Annotated in this window: 13 protein-coding genes; 11 read left to right on the forward strand and 2 right to left on the reverse strand. The window is 36.8% G+C overall.

Going from position 1 to position 19,502, the window contains the following annotated elements:
- Positions 1–193 precede the first annotated feature (193 nt).
- Positions 194–919: a glycerophosphodiester phosphodiesterase gene (locus AB1280_RS18600; protein WP_429756620.1), complete on the reverse strand. Its 726-nt coding sequence runs from the start codon at positions 917–919 to the stop codon at positions 194–196.
- Positions 920–1,070: 151 nt separating this feature from the next.
- Here AB1280_RS18600 and AB1280_RS18605 point away from each other — a divergent pair, with 151 nt between their 5' ends.
- The 9 genes from AB1280_RS18605 to AB1280_RS18645 all read left to right on the forward strand — a co-directional run bounded on the left by AB1280_RS18605 (position 1,071) and on the right by AB1280_RS18645 (position 16,713).
- Complete coding sequence (locus AB1280_RS18605; RefSeq protein ID WP_272190402.1) at positions 1,071–1,472, forward strand: MerR family transcriptional regulator; 402 nt, start codon at positions 1,071–1,073, stop codon at positions 1,470–1,472.
- 5 nt (positions 1,473–1,477) lie between these two features.
- Positions 1,478–2,641 (forward strand): MFS transporter, encoded by a 1,164-nt coding sequence (locus tag AB1280_RS18610; protein ID WP_272190401.1) that lies wholly within the window; start codon positions 1,478–1,480, stop codon positions 2,639–2,641.
- 186 nt (positions 2,642–2,827) lie between these two features.
- Positions 2,828–3,655 (forward strand): polyamine aminopropyltransferase, encoded by an 828-nt coding sequence (gene speE, locus AB1280_RS18615; protein ID WP_272190400.1) that lies wholly within the window; start codon positions 2,828–2,830, stop codon positions 3,653–3,655.
- Between the two features lie 297 nt (positions 3,656–3,952).
- On the forward strand, positions 3,953–4,828 hold the full coding sequence (gene speB, locus AB1280_RS18620) for an agmatinase (RefSeq protein ID WP_272190399.1): 876 nt from the start codon (positions 3,953–3,955) through the stop codon (positions 4,826–4,828).
- A 302-nt stretch (positions 4,829–5,130) separates the two neighbouring features.
- Positions 5,131–5,490: a YxeA family protein gene (locus AB1280_RS18625; RefSeq protein ID WP_429756621.1), complete on the forward strand. Its 360-nt coding sequence runs from the start codon at positions 5,131–5,133 to the stop codon at positions 5,488–5,490.
- Positions 5,491–5,775: 285 nt separating this feature from the next.
- Positions 5,776–6,234, forward strand: a complete 459-nt coding sequence (locus AB1280_RS18630; protein ID WP_272190395.1) for a DUF1934 domain-containing protein — start codon at positions 5,776–5,778, stop codon at positions 6,232–6,234.
- Positions 6,234–7,904 (forward strand): arginine--tRNA ligase, encoded by a 1,671-nt coding sequence (gene argS, locus AB1280_RS18635; protein ID WP_429756622.1) that lies wholly within the window; start codon positions 6,234–6,236, stop codon positions 7,902–7,904. The genes AB1280_RS18630 and argS overlap by 1 nt, the downstream gene beginning before the upstream one ends.
- Positions 7,905–9,635: 1,731 nt before the next feature.
- A complete protein-coding gene (locus tag AB1280_RS18640) occupies positions 9,636–12,365 on the forward strand; it encodes a Cna B-type domain-containing protein (RefSeq protein ID WP_429756623.1) in 2,730 nt (909 codons plus the stop codon).
- A gap of 733 nt (positions 12,366–13,098) precedes the next feature.
- On the forward strand, positions 13,099–16,713 hold the full coding sequence (locus AB1280_RS18645) for a Cna B-type domain-containing protein (RefSeq protein WP_429756624.1): 3,615 nt from the start codon (positions 13,099–13,101) through the stop codon (positions 16,711–16,713).
- A 214-nt stretch (positions 16,714–16,927) separates the two neighbouring features.
- Here the strand turns inward: AB1280_RS18645 and map are convergent, their stop codons facing one another.
- A complete protein-coding gene (gene map / locus AB1280_RS18650; RefSeq protein ID WP_272189916.1) occupies positions 16,928–17,722 on the reverse strand; it encodes a type I methionyl aminopeptidase in 795 nt (264 codons plus the stop codon).
- 146 nt (positions 17,723–17,868) lie between these two features.
- On the opposite strand from map, the gene AB1280_RS18655 reads away from it, so the two are divergent.
- Both AB1280_RS18655 and AB1280_RS18660 read left to right on the forward strand, forming a co-directional pair.
- The gene (locus tag AB1280_RS18655; RefSeq protein ID WP_429756625.1) at positions 17,869–18,771 is read left to right on the forward strand and encodes an ABC transporter ATP-binding protein; all 903 of its coding nucleotides are present in this window, start codon (positions 17,869–17,871) and stop codon (positions 18,769–18,771) included.
- A complete protein-coding gene (locus tag AB1280_RS18660; RefSeq protein WP_429756626.1) occupies positions 18,768–19,502 on the forward strand; it encodes an ABC transporter permease in 735 nt (244 codons plus the stop codon). Before AB1280_RS18655 ends, AB1280_RS18660 begins: the two co-directional genes overlap by 4 nt.

Genomic DNA, 19,502 nt, shown 5'->3' on the forward strand with positions numbered 1-19,502 from the left:
AAATCATCCATGAAAGGAAGTTTCACTTTACTAGTATTGAGGTTTTGGGTTGTTTTTAAACCATATAAATCCATTTTGATTTTTCGAAATATAAGTCGCTGCTATGCACGGCCAGATGATCTCGTCCACCTAAAAAGAAAGTTATTTTCAGGTCGTTTTTTCAATTCGTATTTATATAAAAAAGAGCTTCTTATTAAGAAAGAAGCTCAAAGGCACGTGTAGGCCAGTCGGTAATGATGACATCAACGCCGTAATCTATCATCTTTTGTAAATCGTCGTATTCATTAATTGTATACGGGCGGAATATATATCCTTGTTGCTGGGCCGTTTGTACAAACTCTTTTGTGAGTAATTCGAAGTTTGGATGGAGGCCATTAGCCTGTCTTTTTGTTGCTTCAGCAATTGGATCTACGAGTGGTTTATCGTATAAAATCGCACGGGGAATCTCTGGTGCTAAAGCTGCAAGTAGAGCAACAGATTCATGGTTAAACGAAGAAAATACAATTTGATTAGCAAGATGAAATTCGCGAACAAGATCTACAACTTTCGCTTCTATACCAGGATAACGAATGACATCTGTTTTTAATTCAATATTTAATTGTAGTGTTGTTGTAGAAAGCCAAATAAGCACTTCGCGGAGCGTTGGGATTTTTGCCTCATGAAAAGAAGAATCCTTGTAACTACCAGCATCGAGTGTTTGTAATTGTTCGGCGGTTTGTTCACAGACAAGCCCTGTTCCATTAGTTGTTCGGTCCACAGTTTCGTCGTGAATAACAACAAGTTCGCCATCTTTTGATACGTGTACATCAAGCTCAATGCCGTGCGCACCAACACGCTCTGCTTCTTGAAAAGCAATCATTGTATTTTCGGGGTGTGTACTTCTCACACCGCGATGCGCAAAAATAAGTGGTTGTTTCATATGTAATAGGCTCTCCTTCTTATTTGTTTTAACTCAATTATGAAACTGAGTAATTTAAAAGACAACCTTTGTAGGAAAAATTTACAAAGGTGTAATAGTTGCATAAAAGTTAACGTTAACGTAAAATGTAATAATATTAGGAGGGATAGACGTGTATAAAATTGAGGAAGTAACTAAACAAACTGGTTTAACAAAGCGGACTCTTCGTTATTATGAGGAAATTGGTTTAATTCATCCACCAGAGCGCAGCGAAGGAAATATTCGCTTATATACAGACGAAGACGTGGAGAGAATTAAAAAAATTGTAGAAGCGAAAGAAGTATTAGGGATTACGCTTCAAGAAATGCAGTATTTCTTATCACTTAAAGAACGGATGGAGCAAAGAAAAAATAGTGAAAATCCGCGTGATCGAGAAGTCATTCAAGAAATAGCAAATATGCTGGCGAATCAAATCGAGACACTAGACAAGAAAATGTTACAAATGAAGCGTGTAAAAGAAGAATTAGAACATAGCCTGGAAAGAGCAACGAAGTTTTTAGAAAGAGGAGAATAATTCATATGGAGAGTAAACAACGATTTGGAAGGCTTATTACAGTTGTCGCTACGTTTCTTGCCTTTTCAGGCATTGGAGTAGTCGATCCGATTTTGCCAATCATTGCAGAGAAGATTGGGGCAACACATTGGCAAGTAGAAATGTTATTTACAGCTTATATTTTAACGATGGCCATTATGATGCTGCCAGCTGGTCTTCTTGCGGCACGGTTTGGTGATAAGCGTATGATGACAATCGGTCTTGCGATTGTAACAGTATTTGCATGTATTTGCGGGTTATCACAAACCATTGCACAGTTATCTATTTTTCGTGCTGGCTGGGGTTTAGGAAATGCAATGTTTTTTGCAACGGCGATGACATTATTAATTGCGCTGAGCAAAGAGGTGCATGAAGCGGTTGGGTTGTATGAGGCCGCGATTGGTTTAGGTATGGCGGGAGGTCCGTTGTTAGGTGGTTTATTAGGTGGGTATTCTTGGCGTTATCCGTTTTTTGCGACAAGTGTTTTAATTGCTTTAGCATTTATTCTCGTTTTCTTTTTTGTAAAAGAACCAGAGCGCAAAGTGAAGCGTCAATCAGCTGGATTGAAAGAATTAATTAACTTAGTGAAATATAAACCTTTCATACAAGGTGCCATTTCTGGGATGTTATATTACTATGCTTTCTTTGTTGTTTTGGCGTATTCACCGCTTATTTTACATTTATCTGCTATTCAGCTTGGATTCGTCTTTTGCGGATGGGGTCTTGCGTTAGCGTATGGTTCTGCTAAACTTGCGCATCGATTAGAAGAGAAATATGAGCCGAAAATGTTATTGCGTTATAGTTTACTCGTATTTGCTGGCTTTTTAATTTTATTATTCTTCGTACATGTAATGTGGTTACAAATTGTACTTATCGTTTTATCAGGATTAGCGTCTGGTCTTAATAATGCATTATTTACAAGTTATGTAATGGATATTTCACCTTATGAAAGATCTATCACGTCTGGTGTATATAACTTTGTTCGTTGGTTAGGCGGAGCGATTGCACCAATTCTATCTGGAATTCTTGGTCACGTGATTTCACCACAAAGTCCGTTTTTAGTAGGAGGAATTGTGGCGCTAGTTGGCTGTGTAATGATTTGTATACCAGTTCGTGAAAATGTAAAAAATGATAGCAAAACCCTTTCCTAGGAAAGGGTTTTCTGACTGTTTTATACATAATTGACTAAATATACGAACAAAAACAATTTGTTTCAAATATATTTACGGTATTTTTATATTTTTAACTATACATTTTATATGTTTTGTTTTATTTTTGTTAGGGGACATTAATGGTGTATCCACATTATAAATTGCAATGAAAGGCGTGATCGCACAATGGAACTATGGTTCACGGAAAAACAAACAAAGCATTTTGGAATTACAGCGCGTATTAACCGCACTTTACATACGGAGCAAACAGAATTTCAAAAGCTTGATATGGTTGAAACAGAAGAATTCGGTAACATGCTTATTTTAGATGGCATGGTTATGACAACGCAAAAGGATGAGTTCGTATATCACGAAATGGTAGCGCACGTACCATTATTTACACATCCAAACCCTGAAAACGTTTTAGTTGTTGGTGGCGGTGATGGCGGTGTTATTCGTGAAGTATTAAAACACCCAAGCGTGAAAAAAGCGACACTTGTTGAGATTGATGGAAAAGTAATCGAATACTCTAAAAAGTACTTACCAGAAATTGCTGGTGAATTAGAAAACCCACGCGTAGATGTAAAAGTAGGCGATGGCTTTATGCATATCGCTGAAAGTGAAAATGAGTATGATGTAATTATGGTTGATTCTACAGAGCCAGTAGGTCCAGCTGTAAACTTATTTACAAAAGGATTCTATGCTGGAATCTCTAAAGCGTTAAAAGAAGACGGTATTTTCGTAGCGCAAACGGACAACCCTTGGTTTACACCGGAATTAATCTCAAACGTGTTTAAAGACGTAAAAGAAATCTTCCCGATTACGCGTCTATACACAGCTAACATTCCAACATACCCAAGTGGACTTTGGACATTCACAATCGGATCTAAGAAGTATGATCCGTTAGAAGTAAGTGAAGAGCGTTTCCACGAAATCGAGACGAAGTATTACACAAAAGAACTTCATAAAGCAGCATTTGCATTACCGAAATTCGTTGGGGATTTGATTAAGTAAGAAAAGCGGAAGCGGCTTGCTCAGAATGGAAGGGGGATGGAGCTCCTGACAGAGAGGCGTTTTTTTGCCTCGGAGGAAGGCGCGAAGCCACCAAGCATTCTAGCCGCTGGAGCTAGACAGTAAGAAAAGCGGAGCCGACTGTTTAGGCCTGCTGGCTAAGGGTCTTTCCCGCAGAAGGAGTTTCGTCCTTCGCGCAGGGAAGGACGTGGTAAATCGATAAAGAGGAGCCAATAGCTCCAAATTTGAGACAAAATGAAAGGTTGGGATACCTTAAGTTCCAGATAGGAGGAAAAGAATATGCGTTTTGATGAAGCTTATTCAGGTAAAGTATTTATTAAAAGTCATCCAAGTTTTGAAGATGCTGAAGTAGTTATTTACGGGATGCCAATGGATTGGACAGTAAGTTATCGTCCTGGCTCTCGTTTTGGCCCAGCACGTATTCGTGAAGTATCAATTGGATTAGAAGAATATAGTCCATATTTAGATCGTGAACTAGAGGAAGTTAAATATTTTGATGCGGGTGATATTCCGCTTCCTTTCGGTAATGCACAGCGTAGCTTAGACATGATCGAAGAATATGTAACAAAACTATTAGATGCGGGTAAGTTTCCGCTAGGTCTTGGTGGTGAGCACTTAGTGTCTTGGCCAATTTTTAAGGCAATGGCCAAAAAATATCCAGATTTAGCGATCATCCATATGGATGCTCATACAGATTTACGTGAATCTTATGAAGGTGAGCCTTTATCTCACTCTACACCAATTCGTAAAGTGTGCGATTTAATTGGCCCAGAAAACGTATATTCTTTCGGGATTCGTTCTGGTATGAAAGAAGAATTCGAGTGGGTAAAAGAAGTTGGTATGAACTTATACAAATTTGATGTATTAGAACCATTAAAGAAAGTATTGCCAACACTTGCAGGACGCCCAGTCTATGTCACAATTGACATTGACGTATTAGACCCAGCTCATGCTCCTGGTACAGGAACGTTAGAAGCTGGTGGTATTACATCAAAAGAACTATTAGATTCCATTGTTGCAATTGCAAATTCAAATATAAACGTAGTTGGAGCAGACTTAGTAGAAGTAGCTCCTATATATGATCACAGTGATCAAACACCAATCGCAGCAAGTAAATTTGTGCGCGAAATGTTACTTGGATGGGTGCAGAAATAAAAGCGAAGCCGACTGTTTAGGCCTGGTGGCTAAGGTTCTTTCTCGCAAAAAGTGCTTTTTACTTTTTGGCGGGGAAGGTTCTTAGACGCGAGGGCCTAGGAGGCGTAGCTAGATAAAATAAAAGCGAAGGCTATTTCGAATGAATTCGAAATAGCCTTCGCTTTTTCATCGGAACATATATTCAGTACCTTTTCTTACAATGATGTAAGGAAAGTGTAAGGAAAATCGATAGTGACTATCTTATATAGATTTTATACTGAAGATAATAATAAGGAATTATTACGTAAGAGGTGAAAAGCTTTATGCGTACAATATTGAAAGTTGTAGTGGTAGTTGCTATTTTATGCGGGGCAGGAGCCTTTTATTTACAATCAAAAACAGAAGGTTTGCAAGCCTTTGTAGATAACTTTTTTTCAAACAAGGAAGTAAAGGCATGTTATGCTATCTCAAATCAAGGTGAAAAAAAAGGAGATTCGTATTTGTATGCTTTTACTGCTTATGATAGAGAAGGAAATAAGCAAGTTGTGAAAAAAATGATAAATCGTGAATTGCGCCATGGAGAATATTTGAAAATCTATGCAAAAGGAAGCCAAGGTCAAGGATGGGCTGAATTGCGGGAGAATGAAGTGCCAACAAATGTGCTAGAAAAATTGAAGAAATAGTGGAAAACTGAGTTTGCAAAGAACTTGGTTTTCTATTTTTCACATGGATAATCGTTATATCGTGATTATGAGTGGGGATTTTCTTTTTTCTGCCAATTTAGAAAGCAAATTGTATAAATTGTTTTTGGAAATACAGCTTTCAGCAGACAGACACCACTGTTTTTTGATATGATAGAAAGAGTGTTTTATTTTTAGGAAAACTTCAGTAGCTTGTCTGGAATAGGTGAAGAAGAATGCCAAATATTCTAGACACTGGAGCTAGACAAATGCTATATCTATAACATTTTGAAAGGTGTGCAAGACGTGGAGAAGCAACAACTTGCAGGCTTACCAGTACAAGTTCACTTTGTAACAGAAATTCGTGAGGGAGTGCGAAAGGAAACTATTGCTTTTGATATAAATGGTCTATACTATGTAAAAGGTCAAAGTACATATGTAACGTTTCAAGAGCCGAACGAACAAGGCGAAGTGAAGACAATTATTAAAATCCAAGATGATCAAGTTCTCATTATGCGTTCCGGTGCTGTTTCGATGCGCCAAACTCATAAAAAAGGTGAGTGGACAACAGGAACGTATACAAGTGAGCTTGGAACGTTTGCATTGCAAACGAAAACAGATAACGTCCTTTTTAAATGGTCGGAAGAAAAGAAAAAGGGACAACTCTTTCTAACGTATGCATTGCTTCTAAGTGAACAAGAAGCAGGCCGATATACAATTACCATTAATCTTAAGGAGGCACAATAATGAACTCTTTAGAACAAGTAAAAGAACTCATTAAAGAGGAAATTAAGGCGGCTGTAGTAAAAGCAGAATTAGCGACAGAAGAACAAATTACAAACGTTATATTAGAAACGCCAAAAGATAAAACATACGGTGATTTCTCTACAAACACGGCGATGCAACTTGCACGTGTAGCGAAAAAAGCACCTCGTATGATTGCAGAAGAATTAATTGCAAACTTTGATAAAGCAAAAGCTTCTATTGAAAAAATCGAAATTGCTGGTCCTGGTTTCATTAACTTCTACATGGATAACAGTTATTTAACAGATTTAATCCCTGCAATTATTACAGCCGGCGAAGCTTATGGTGAAACAAACACAGGTAAAAGTGAAAAAGTACAAGTTGAATTCGTCTCTGCAAATCCAACAGGTGACCTTCACTTAGGTCATGCACGCGGCGCGGCAGTTGGTGATACGCTATGTAACGTATTAGCAAAAGCAGGTTACGATGTATCGCGTGAATATTATATTAACGATGCAGGTAATCAAATTCATAACTTAGCGCTTTCTGTTGAAGCTCGTTACATGCAAGCGTTAGGTTTAGAAAAAGAAATGCCAGAAGACGGGTACCATGGTGCTGATATTATCGGAATTGGTAAGCGTCTTGCAGAAGAATTCGGCGATCGTTACGTGCAAGCAGACGCAGAAGAAAGCTATGAGTTCTATCGTCAGTACGGTTTAAAATATGAACTAGAAAAGCTTCAAAAGGACTTAGGAAGCTTCCGTGTAAATTTTGATGTTTGGTATTCTGAAACATCATTATATAAAAACGGTAAAATTGATGAAGCTCTTGCAGTATTAAAAGAGCGTGGTGAAGTGTTTGAAGAAGAGGGCGCAACATGGTTCCGTTCTACAACTTATGGTGATGATAAAAACCGCGTATTAATTAAAAACGATGGGTCTTACACATACTTAACGCCAGATATTGCATATCACCGTGATAAATTAGAGCGCGGTTTTGATAAATTAATTAACATTTGGGGCGCTGACCACCACGGTTACATTCCTCGTATGAAAGCAGCAATTCAAGCGCTTGGATACGATAAAGATACATTAGAAGTAGAAATCATTCAAATGGTACAACTGTACCAAAACGGTGAAAAAGTAAAAATGAGTAAACGTACAGGTAAAGCTGTTACACTTCGTGAGCTTATGGAAGAAGTGGGCGTGGATGCAATGCGTTACTTCTTTGCAATGCGCAGCGGTGACTCTCATTTAGACTTTGATATGGACTTAGCGGTATCAAAATCAAATGAAAACCCTGTATACTATGCTCAATACGCACATGCACGCGTATGCAGTATTCTTCGCCAAGGTGAAGAACTTGGATTAGCTGCAGGCGGCGATGTGAACTACAAATTAGTTGCTTCAGAGAAAGAAGTAGACTTATTGAAGAAATTGGGTGAATTCCCAGCAGCAGTTGCAGAAGCAGCACAAAAACGCCTGCCGCACCGCATTACAAGCTATGCATTTGATTTAGCAGCAGCACTTCATAGCTTCTATAATGCAGAAAAAGTATTAAACCAAGATAACTTAGAATTAAGCAAAGCTCGTTACGATTTAATGCGTGCGGTACGCATTACACTTCAAAATGCATTAGCATTAGTTGGAGTATCTGCACCAGAAAAGATGTAATGAAGAATATATCTATTTTATTTAGAAGTGATATAAAAATATCTGATCAGTCTATAGACTGATCAGATATTAAAAATAAGAAATTTGGAAGGTCATGAAGAAATATCGCATATACAGTTTGATTTTGGGAAATTATCCCTAAGAAATCGTTTTCGGTTTTTTGTTCTAAATATATATGTGTCAAAAATGTGTAATATTATTGACGTAAAAAATAGAAAATATTGCTTTTTTGTAATTACTTTAGAATAATAGGCTTGAGAAATAATTTCTGTTTAGGGGGAGGAATGACCTGATTGTTATAAATTATGTTTCACATATTTAAAATAATACTTCATCTAACCAAGTGTCTAAACGATTAGCAAGTAACTTTGAACACGTTTAACCTAATCAATTAACTAGGGAATTATGTGTCTCAAATATAAAATTTTAAAAATGACATAAGAACCCTCTTTCTGTTTAGGTAAGCGAGGGTAGTTAATCATGCATAAAAGGTGGTCAATACTTTTTCTTGCTACATGTAAGGGTGAGAATAAAGGTAGAAAGCGCGAATGCAACTCATGTTTTATTCTGCATAATAACGAATTATATGTTGATAAATCAAAATGAATTTATATAGTACGTGCGGTACAATTTAATTTTTCATAATTTGATAAGGGTAATGAAAGGATATAAATCTTTCAATTTCGATATTACCATTGATCATTAAGATATGTCAATATCTCGATTCTTGGATTTTATTCCTCTTTAGAAAAATTATTGTATATAATTTCACTTTCATTCTTCGACATAAAAACCAGTAGGCGAAGACCTTTTTTGTAATACACATTTATATACTCCAAAAATGAAAATACTGACTGATGTATTTCTGCATCATGCATATAAATTTGGTTGGCAATTACGCTTTTTTACTACCTCAAGTTTGTACTGTATTCAGATTTGGAGAATATGATTATTTATCCGTATAGATGAATGATAAAAACTTCGTCCGGAGCGTTTTTAATCATATAGCGCTGAGGTTAAAATACTTCTTGTTTTTCTTACCAGTTTGTTTCGGCGTGTAGGTCAGTTTTGTATCTCTAAATTTAGCATATGACTGATTTCACTTCGATTCATGGTCACAGAAAACTTATCTTCAATGACATTCTTTAGAATATGAGTATACTAGCACGCTTCAAAGCTGCTTTTTTTCGACTTGTGTCATACGCCGTACTTCTTGTTCTTCATCTGGAGAATCATTAAGTAAGGTGGCTAGATGCATATTTATTGCGAAATGGCTCGTCCATATTGCCCACATTAGAGTTTTTACGTACTTAGCATTTTGCAATGGATATGAAGAAGTTTTGCAATCTCTACCACAGAATACTCTTACATAAAAAGGCGAATGGTTACCATAGATCCTTTTAAAATTTGTTCTTGTTAAATAGTACAAATCAATAATTTAACTGTTTAGATATATTAGGAAAAATTAGATGAGTTTATATAGAAGTAACATTTTGAGTTTCGAATTAATAGAAGGGGTGAGGAAAGAGACGAAGATTATAATGGCTATTCAACATATATAAATAAAATAGCTCAATGACATTGAGTAATAGAATTTTTGTTATAGCCTCTTCACCCCGAAATTACCTATATTGCAATTAAGAGGGGGTAACATAAAGCGTGTATTTAAAAAGAATCACTTCAATTTTTTCAATTATAATGATTTTTATGTTTACTATAGGTCAGAGTTTAATGCCCATAATAGTAAATGCACAAGAGTTAAATACAGCAGGATTTGTGGATAGTTTTACGATTAAGCAAAATCTACAGAGCGGGGAACAGACGAAAGTAACTATAAACTTCAGTGAAAAAAATGGATTTAGGCTGAAGTCCGGAGACACACTAACATTAACGCTGCCTCCAGAATTAACAGGATTAAATACAACTTTTAATTTAAATGATTATGGTACTTGTACAGTCACTAATGGTACTGTGGTATGTACATTTAATGATAAAGTGAGTGAATATCAAAATATTAAAGGGTATTTAAACTTTAGAGTGCAAGCTGATAATGTAGGAACGGACCAAAAGAAAGAGATTGAAACAAATTTTGGTACAACTGTAGCTAAGCAAGCTATAACAATTACCGGTCCAACTAGTGGTGGTGGTACAGATCCTGGAGAGAGACCTTTTTTTTATAAAACTGGTGATATGAACTCAGGTAATGATAATGAAGTGCGTTGGTTTTTGAATATAAACTTAAACAGAGAAAAATTAAAGAATGATATTACTGTGACTGATAATTTACAAGAAGGCCAAAAGCTTAATAAAGATAGTTTCTATATAATCGTTGATGATGGAATTGATCGGAAAAGTATATCATTCCAAGATTTTCAAGATAATTATGGGACGATTACGTTTACTGGTGATACCTCATTTAAGGTTGTAATTCCGAAAGATAAAGCGAATGGTAACTCATTTTCGATTGGTTATACATCTACTATAACAGAAGCTGGAAAGAAACAAGATTTCTTTAAGAATGATTATCAAATTGATTACCAAGTAGCAGACAAACAGCCAGTTTCTGACTCGGGTACTTATCCAGTCGAAAATATGTCAGCTGGTGGTGGAGCTAGCGGAGATGTACCTTCAAAAGGAACACTAAAAATTGTTAAGCACCTTGAAGGAAGTGAAGAAAAGGTAATACCGAATGTTTCATTTAATTTGTATAAAGATTCAGGCGAAAAAGTTGGAGGTCAATATACAACAGATGAAAAAGGTATTATCGAAATCAAGGATTTAACACCAGGAAAATATTATGTGCAAGAAGTTTCAGCTCCAAATTATATTGATTTTGATCCGCAGGCAAAAGTAGAGTTTGAAGTAAAATCAGATACTGTAAATGGCATTAAATTACCGATTTCGAATAGAGTGAAAACTACATCCATTACAGGGATGAAGACGTGGAAAGACGACAATCAAAATCGCCCGAAAGCCATCAAAGTCGACTTATATCAAAATGAAAAAGTGGTTGACACGAAAGAGGTAAGTGAAGCAACGGGTTGGAAATATGAATTTGAAAATTTAGCAGCCTACGATACAGATGGTAAAGAATATAAGTATGAAGTGAAAGAACAACCGGTGGCAGGATATGAATCAAAAGTGAATGGTTATGACATTACGAATACAAAAGTAGGAAAGACATCCGTTGCAGGAACGAAGACGTGGAAAGGTGGCACAGAGGAAGAGCATAAAGCCATCAAAGTCGACTTGCTACAAAACGGTCAAGTGATTGACACGAAAGAAGTAAGTGAAGCAACAAATTGGATGTACAAGTTTGATAATCTGCAAGCTTATGATGTGAATGGAGTAGCATATAAGTATGAAGTGAAAGAAAAACCAGTACCAGGATATGAATCCAAAGTAGATGGTTTTAACATCACGAATACAAAAGTAGGAGAAGTAAACGTAGAAGGAACGAAAACGTGGAATGACGGTAACGCGACAGATCGTCCAAGCTCAGTTAAGGTAGACTTATACCAAAATGATACGTTCCTACTTACGCAATATGTGACAGCAGCAAATGATTGGAAGTATACATTTGCAGATTTAGCAGCTTATGATGCAAATGGAAAAGCCTATAAGTATGAAGTGAAAGAACAACCGGTGGCAGGATATGAATCCAAAGTGAATGGTTATGACATCACGAATACAAAAGTAGGCGAAACAAAAGTAGAAGGAACGAAGACATGGAAAGACGATAATGCAAAAGATCGTCCAGCAATGATCAAAGTCGACTTACTACAAAACAATAAAGTAGTAGATACAAAAGAAGTAACAGCGGCAACAGATTGGAAGTACACATTTGAAAAACTACAAGCATACGATGCAAATGGAGTAGCGTACAAGTATACAGTGAAAGAGCAGCCAGTAGATGGCTACAAAACAGAAGTAAGAGGTTATGACATTACAAATACAAAAGTAGGCGAAACAAAAGTAGAAGGAACGAAGACATGGAAAGACGATAATGCAAAAGATCGTCCGAAAATGATCAAAGTAGACTTACTACAAAACGGCACAGTAATCGCAACACAAGAAGTAACAGCTGAAAAAGGCTGGAAGTATGAATTCAAAGATTTAGCAGCATATGATGTAGACGGCAAAGCATATAAGTATGAAGTAAAAGAGCAGCCAGTAGATGGCTACAAAACAGAAGTAAAAGGTTATGACATTACAAATACAAAGATTCGGGAATGGACAGATGAAGACCCCAAAGATCCATCCAAGGGTCCAAACATAGATCCGAAAGATCCGAACACAAATAGCGATACAAAAGTTCCATCCAATAAAGAAAACGATAAGACGACAGTATTACTTCCTAAAACGGGAGGAACACCAGCGGAGATGATTTCAATTGTTGGAGGTATGATATTGTTCGTTTTAGGGGGAATGTTATTCGCTCGTCAACAAATGAAACAATAAAAAGCTTTGGAGTATTATAGATGGCCCCTTTAGGGAATCATTCAAGAAACTTCATGGATAGGTGAAGAAAAGAATGAAACCTAAAGGGTTTTTTATTCTAAAGATATTTGTCATAGTAATAACGTAAAAGTAGGAAAATCTTCGTTAGTTTTTCCTTGTTTGTTTTGGTGTGTAGGGTGATTTTGTAATGAAGGATTAATTCTACCCTGATTCACGGTAACAAAAAGCGTATCCTCAAAATTATCCTTTAGAATACAAATATTCCAGTACATTTTACAGCTATAACGTCCTTTAGCGGTTATGCTGCATTCAATTATAAACATTACTTATTGCCTTTTTAGGAGATCCGTATCAGATTCGGTTGAAGTAGCTTCGCACTCCTAACAGCATAATAAGACGAATAACTGTCACGTGTTTTATCATGGTTGTTTATCTACTACCTTTGTATTTGTGATATGAAATCATTCCCATATATTCATCGGTATCCTTATCTATTCTTGTTAAACAATATAGAACAGAATAGTTGAGGCCTACATACATCGAGAAAACTAGATGGATCAGACCCCCGTGGATGGAAGTGTTACTTTATCTAATCGATGGAAGGACTGAAAAAGAGGGATAATATTTATTGAGAATTAAGTAAAGCATCCCAATGACATTGAATAATAGAACCATTGTTATAGTTTGTTTGTATCGGACTGTATCTATATTTAGAATTTACAGGAGGGAACACATGCATTTAAAAAGAGCAACTTCGATTTTTTCAATTATAATGATTTTTATGTTTACTATAGGTCAGAGTTTACTGCCTATAATAGCTAATGCACAAGAGTTAAGTACAACAGGATTTGTAGATAGTTTTACGATTGATAAAACAAATCTAAAATATGGAGAACAGACTAAACTAAATGTAACTTTTAGTGATAAATCTGGAAATAAGATGAAGGCTGGAGACACACTAACATTAACACTGCCTCCGGAATTACAAGGGTATAACGCAACGATTTCATTAAATGATGGACAAGGTAATAATTTTGGTACTTGTCAAGTAAGTGCAAGTAATGTGGTATGTACATTTAATGATATGGTGGAGAAATTTCACAATATTAAAGGGTATTTTAATTTTACGATTCAAGCTACTAATGTAGGGACGGACCAAAAGAAAGATGTTGAAACAAATTTAGGTACAACTTTAAATAAGCAAACTGTAACGATTGCTGGTCCAACCAGTGGTGGTACAGGCTCTGGTCCATTTTTCTACAAAACTGGTGATATTCAAACAAATAACACTGATGAAGTGCGTTGGTTCTTGAATATAAACCTAAACAAAGAATATTTAGGTAGTGATATTTTTGTGTCTGATAGTTTACAAGAAGGTCAAACACTTAATAAAGATAGTTTCAGGATAACTATTGAGAATAGTAGCATCGGCCGTACAGCCTTATCACTGCAAGAATTTGAAGCTAAAGGTTATGGAAGGATTGAGGTTACTAGTCCTACCTCATTTAAAGTTGGGATTTATAGGGATAAAGCACATGCTACCTTATTTGAGATTTATTATACAACTGCTATAACGGAAAGCGGAAAGAGCCAAGAGTTTTTTAAGAATGATTATAAGATTAATTATCAAGTTCTATACAAACAACCGGTTTCTGAGTCGGGTAGTTCCGAAGTCAATAATATAACATCTGGCGGTGGTGCTCAAGGTGATTTACCTCCTAAAGGAACGTTAAGGATTGTTAAGCATCTTGAAGGAGATGAAGAAAAAGTAATACCGAATGTCTCATTTAAGTTGTATAAAGAGTCAGGTGAACAACTTGGAGATGGATATAAAACAGATGAAAAAGGCATAATCGAAATTAAGGATTTACCACCAGGTAAATATTATGTGCAAGAGGTTTCGGCTCCAAAATATATTGATTTCGATTCTCAGAAAAAAATAGAGTTTGAAGTGAAAGCAGATACTAAAGATGGAATTAAACTATCAATTTCAAATAAAGTGAAGACTACATCTGTTACAGGAACAAAGACTTGGAACGATAACAACGCATCAGAACGTCCAAGTACAATCAAAGTCGACTTACTACAAAACGGTCAAGTAGTTGACACGAAGGACGTAACAGAAGCAACCAATTGGAAGTACACGTTTGATAATTTACAGGCGTACGATGCAGACGGCAAAGCATATAAGTACGAAGTAAAAGAACAAGAAGTAGCAGGATATAAATCAGAAGTAAAAGGCTATGACATTACGAATACAAAAGTTGGTCAAACAAAAGTAGAAGGAACGAAGACGTGGAAAGACGATAATGCGAAAGAACGTCCAAGTACAATCAAAGTCGACTTACTACAAAACGGTCAAGTAGTTGACACGAAGGACGTAACAGAAGCAACCAATTGGAGGTACACGTTTGATAATCTCCAAGCGTACGATGCAGACGGCAAAGTATATAAGTACGAAGTAAAAGAACAAGAAGTAGCAGGATATAAATCAGAAGTAAAAGGCTATGACATTACGAATACAAAAGTTGGTCAAACAAAAGTAGAAGGAACGAAGACGTGGAAAGACGATAATGCGAAAGAACGTCCAAGTATAATCAAAGTCGACTTACTACAAAACGGTCAAGTAGTTGACACGAAGGACGTAACAGAAGCAACCAATTGGAGGTACACGTTTGATAATCTCCAAGCGTACGATGCAGACGGCAAAGTATATAAGTACGAAGTAAAAGAACAAGAAGTAGCAGGATATAAATCAGAAGTAAAAGGCTATGACATTACGAATACAAAAGTTGGTCAAACAAAAGTAGAAGGAACGAAGACGTGGAAAGACGATAATGCGAAAGAACGTCCAAGTACAATCAAAGTCGACTTACTACAAAACGGTCAAGTAGTTGACACGAAGGACGTAACAGAAGCAACCAATTGGAGGTACACGTTTGATAATCTCCAAGCGTACGATGCAGACGGCAAAGTATATAAGTACGAAGTAAAAGAACAAGAAGTAGCAGGATATAAATCAGAAGTAAAAGGTTATGACATTACGAATACAAAGGTTGGTCAAACGAAAGTAGAAGGAACAAAAACATGGAAAGACGACAACGCGGCAGCTCGTCCGAATACAATCAAAGTCGACTTACTACAAAACGGTCAAGTAGTTGACACGAAGGACGTAACAGAAGCAACCAATTGGAAGTACACGTTTGATAATTTACAGGCGTACGATGCAGACGGCAAAGCATATAAGTACGAAGTAAAAGAACAAGAAGTAGCAGGATATAAATCAGAAGTAAAAGGCTATGACATTACGAATACAAAAGTTGGTCAAACAAAAGTAGAAGGAACGAAGACGTGGAAAGACGATAATGCGAAAGAACGTCCAAGTACAATCAAAGTCGACTTACTACAAAACGGTCAAGTAGTTGACACGAAGGACGTAACAGAAGCAACCAATTGGAGGTACACGTTTGATAATCTCCAAGCGTACGATGCAGACGGCAAAGCATATAAGTACGAAGTAAAAGAACAAGAAGTAGCAGGATATAAATCAGAAGTAAAAGGCTATGACATTACGAATACAAAAGTTGGTCAAACAAAAGTAGAAGGAACGAAGACGTGGAAAGACGATAATGCGAAAGAACGTCCAAGTACAATCAAAGTCGACTTACTACAAAACGGTCAAGTAGTTGACACGAAGGACGTAACAGAAGCAACCAATTGGAGGTACACGTTTGATAATCTCCAAGCGTACGATGCAGACGGCAAAGTATATAAGTACGAAGTAAAAGAACAAGAAGTAGCAGGATATAAATCAGAAGTAAAAGGCTATGACATTACGAATACAAAAGTTGGTCAAACAAAAGTAGAAGGAACAAAAACATGGAAAGACGACAACGCGGTAGCTCGTCCGAATACAATTAAAGTAGATTTACTACAAAATGGTACAGTGATTCAAACACAGGACGTAACAGCGTTAACCAATTGGAAGTACACGTTTGATAATTTACAGGCGTACGATGCAGACGGCAAAGCATATAAGTACGAAATAAAAGAACAAGAAGTAGCAGGATATAAATCAGAAGTGAATGGTTATGACATTACGAATACAAAGATTCCGGCATGGACAGATGAAGATCCCAAAGATCCATCCAAGGGTCCAAAAGTAGATCCGAAAGATCCAAACACAAATGGCGATACAAAAGCTCCACCTAATAAAGAAAACGACAAGACGACAATATTACTTCCTAAAACAGGAGGAACACCAGCGGAGATGTTTTCGATTGTTGGCGGTATGGTATTGTTCGTTTTAGGTGGAATGTTATTCGCTCGTCAACGAATGAAACAATAAAAAGATTTAGAGTATTATTGATAGCCCCTTTAGGAAATCATTCAAAAAACTTCATGGACAGGTGAAGAAAAGAATGAGCCCTAAAGGGTTTTTTCTATGCTGAAAACTGAAAGCTTTTTAAAATGAAATCAGCGCGTCCAAATTGAGTACTGGGACGCGCTGATTTCGTTTTTTATGACAGGGGTTAGATTACTATAATTCCTGTATTTTTTGCTTATAGCGCTGTTAAAATAATCGGTTCACTGCGAGTTACAACGATTGTATGTTCACACTGAGCAACAAGGCTTTTATCTGGTGTGACAAATGTCCAGCCATCGTCGCCACGTTCGATAATATGATCTGCTCCCATTGATACGAATGGTTCTACTGCTAAGACAAGGCCGTCTTTTAAGAGAGTGCTATCCATTGGATCGAAATAGTTTAAAATATGGTTTGGTGCTTCGTGTAAGCTAAGGCCAATGCCGTGTCCCGTTAAGTTTTCAATGACTTTATAGCCATTTTTACGAGCATCATTGTTAACTGCACGACCAATTTGGTTTTGTTTTGCACCAGCTCTTATTTTTTTCATAGCTGCCCAAAATGCACTCTCAGCAGCAGCGCAAAGCTTTTCTTTTGCTTCGTCTTGTCCAAGAACAAATGAAATACCTGTATCTGCGTAGTAACCATCAAGTGCTGCAGATACGTCGACGTTTACTAAGTCGCCTTCTTTTAGAACGCGGTCTCCTGGGATGCCGTGTGCAACTTCTTCATTGACGCTAATGCAAGTTGTCCCTGGAAAATTATATTCTTTTTCAGGTGCAGAAATAGCACCGTGCTCATCTAATACTTTCTTACCGATTAAATCAAGCTCTTTTGTTGTCATGCCTGGTTGCGCTTGTTTTTTCATTTCCTCGCGAGCAAGCGCAACGATGCGGCCGATTTTTCGTAAGCTTTCTAAATCTTGTTCATTGCGAATAATCATGAAAACCACTGTCCTTCCTCGAATGTACATCTTATATGATTGTATCATGTTTATTTTTGTCCTGCTACCAACGTGGGAAGTCACCCATTTCAAGATTTTCTGACATTTGTCATATTCATGTCATGACGTCTCATACTGTTTTCCATCCCTTCCAATTTATACAATATAAATATAAGAACGACGGAGGTGGAGGAATGAAACAAGTAATTGAAGTAAATGGTGTTTCAAAAACATTTAAACATAAAAAGGCAGTAAATAACGTTTCATTTACAGTAGCGAAAGGAGAGATTGTTGCATTACTTGGACCGAACGGAGCGGGGAAAACGACAACAATTTCGATGATGCTTGGATTAAGGGATCCTTCAGAAGGAAAAGTTTCTATCTTCGGTAAGAGCCCAAAACACCGAGATGTTCGCAATCGCCTAGGAGCAATGCTGCAAGAAGTGAGCGTCATTGATAGCGTGTCAGTAGAAGAAGCAATTGACTTGTTTCGTAGTTATTATACGAATCCAATTGCAAAAGAGACATTACTTAAGTTATCCAATTTAGAATCAGAAAGAAAGCAAAGGTGTGAAAAGCTATCTGGCGGTCAAAAAAGACGTTTAAATTTTGCACTTGCACTTGCGGGAAATCCCGATTTACTTTTCTTGGATGAACCAACAGTAGGGATGGATATTACATCTAGAAAAAGCTTTTGGGATACAATTCGAAAATTAGCAGGTGAAGGAAAAACAATAATTTTAACAACGCACTATTTAGAAGAAGCAGATGCGTTAGCAGATCGAATTTTATTATTTGGTAATGGAAAAATCATTGCTGATGGAACGCCAGATGAAATGAAAGCAACAATTTCTCAAAAAACAATTTCATTTTATGTGAAAGAGGAATTGCCGACGAATATGCTTCGCAGCCTATCTCATGTTACAAGTGTCCAGTGGCATGAAAAACGTGTGGTGCTGACAACAGATGATACGGATGCTACGCTTCGAGAAATTTTTCATAAAAACTTGCCTGTTATGGATATTGCTGTTGATCGGGGCAGCTTAGATGAAGCTTTTGAACAATTTGTCGCTAATCAGAAGGAGGAAATCGCATGAGAGCGTTTTGGATGCAATGTAAGATAGAAATATTACGTACGTTTCGCAATAAATTATTTATCTTTTTCTCTTTATTAATGCCAGTTATATTTTATTATATTTTTACAAATGTTGTGTCAGTGCCGCGAAACGGAGATGCATGGAAAGCGCATTATTTAATTTCAATGGCTACTTTTAGTATTGTAGGAACAGCACTCTTTAGTTTCGGTGTTCGTCTTTCACAAGAAAAAGGGCAAGGGTGGACACAGCTTTTACAAATTACACCACTGCCAGAAGGAGTATATTTAACAGCTAAAATTATTGCTCAAACGGTTGTAAATGCTTTTTCAATCATCGTTATTTTCATCGCGGGTATAGTCATTAATGATGTACAGTTAACAATTGGACAGTGGATTGGCGCTGGATTATGGCTATTGGTTGGTGTTACACCATTTTTAGCACTTGGAACGATTATCGGTGCGATTAAGAAAGCGGATGCGGCTACCGGACTAGCAAATATATTAAATATGTGTTTAGCGATTCTAGGAGGCTTGTGGATGCCGATTGAAATATTTCCAAAGACGTTAAGAAGTATTGGGGAATGGACACCGACATATCATTTCGGAAGCGGAGCTTGGGACATTGTTGCTGGTAAGACAATCGGTTGGGAAAATGCGGCGATTTTGGGAGGTTATTTTATCGCTTTTGTTGTACTATCAATATATATAAGAAAAAGACAGGAAGCGGTATAA

It is taken from the genome of Bacillus sp. S10(2024) (assembly GCF_050473865.1).
GTDB lineage: Bacteria > Bacillota > Bacilli > Bacillales > Bacillaceae_G > Bacillus_A.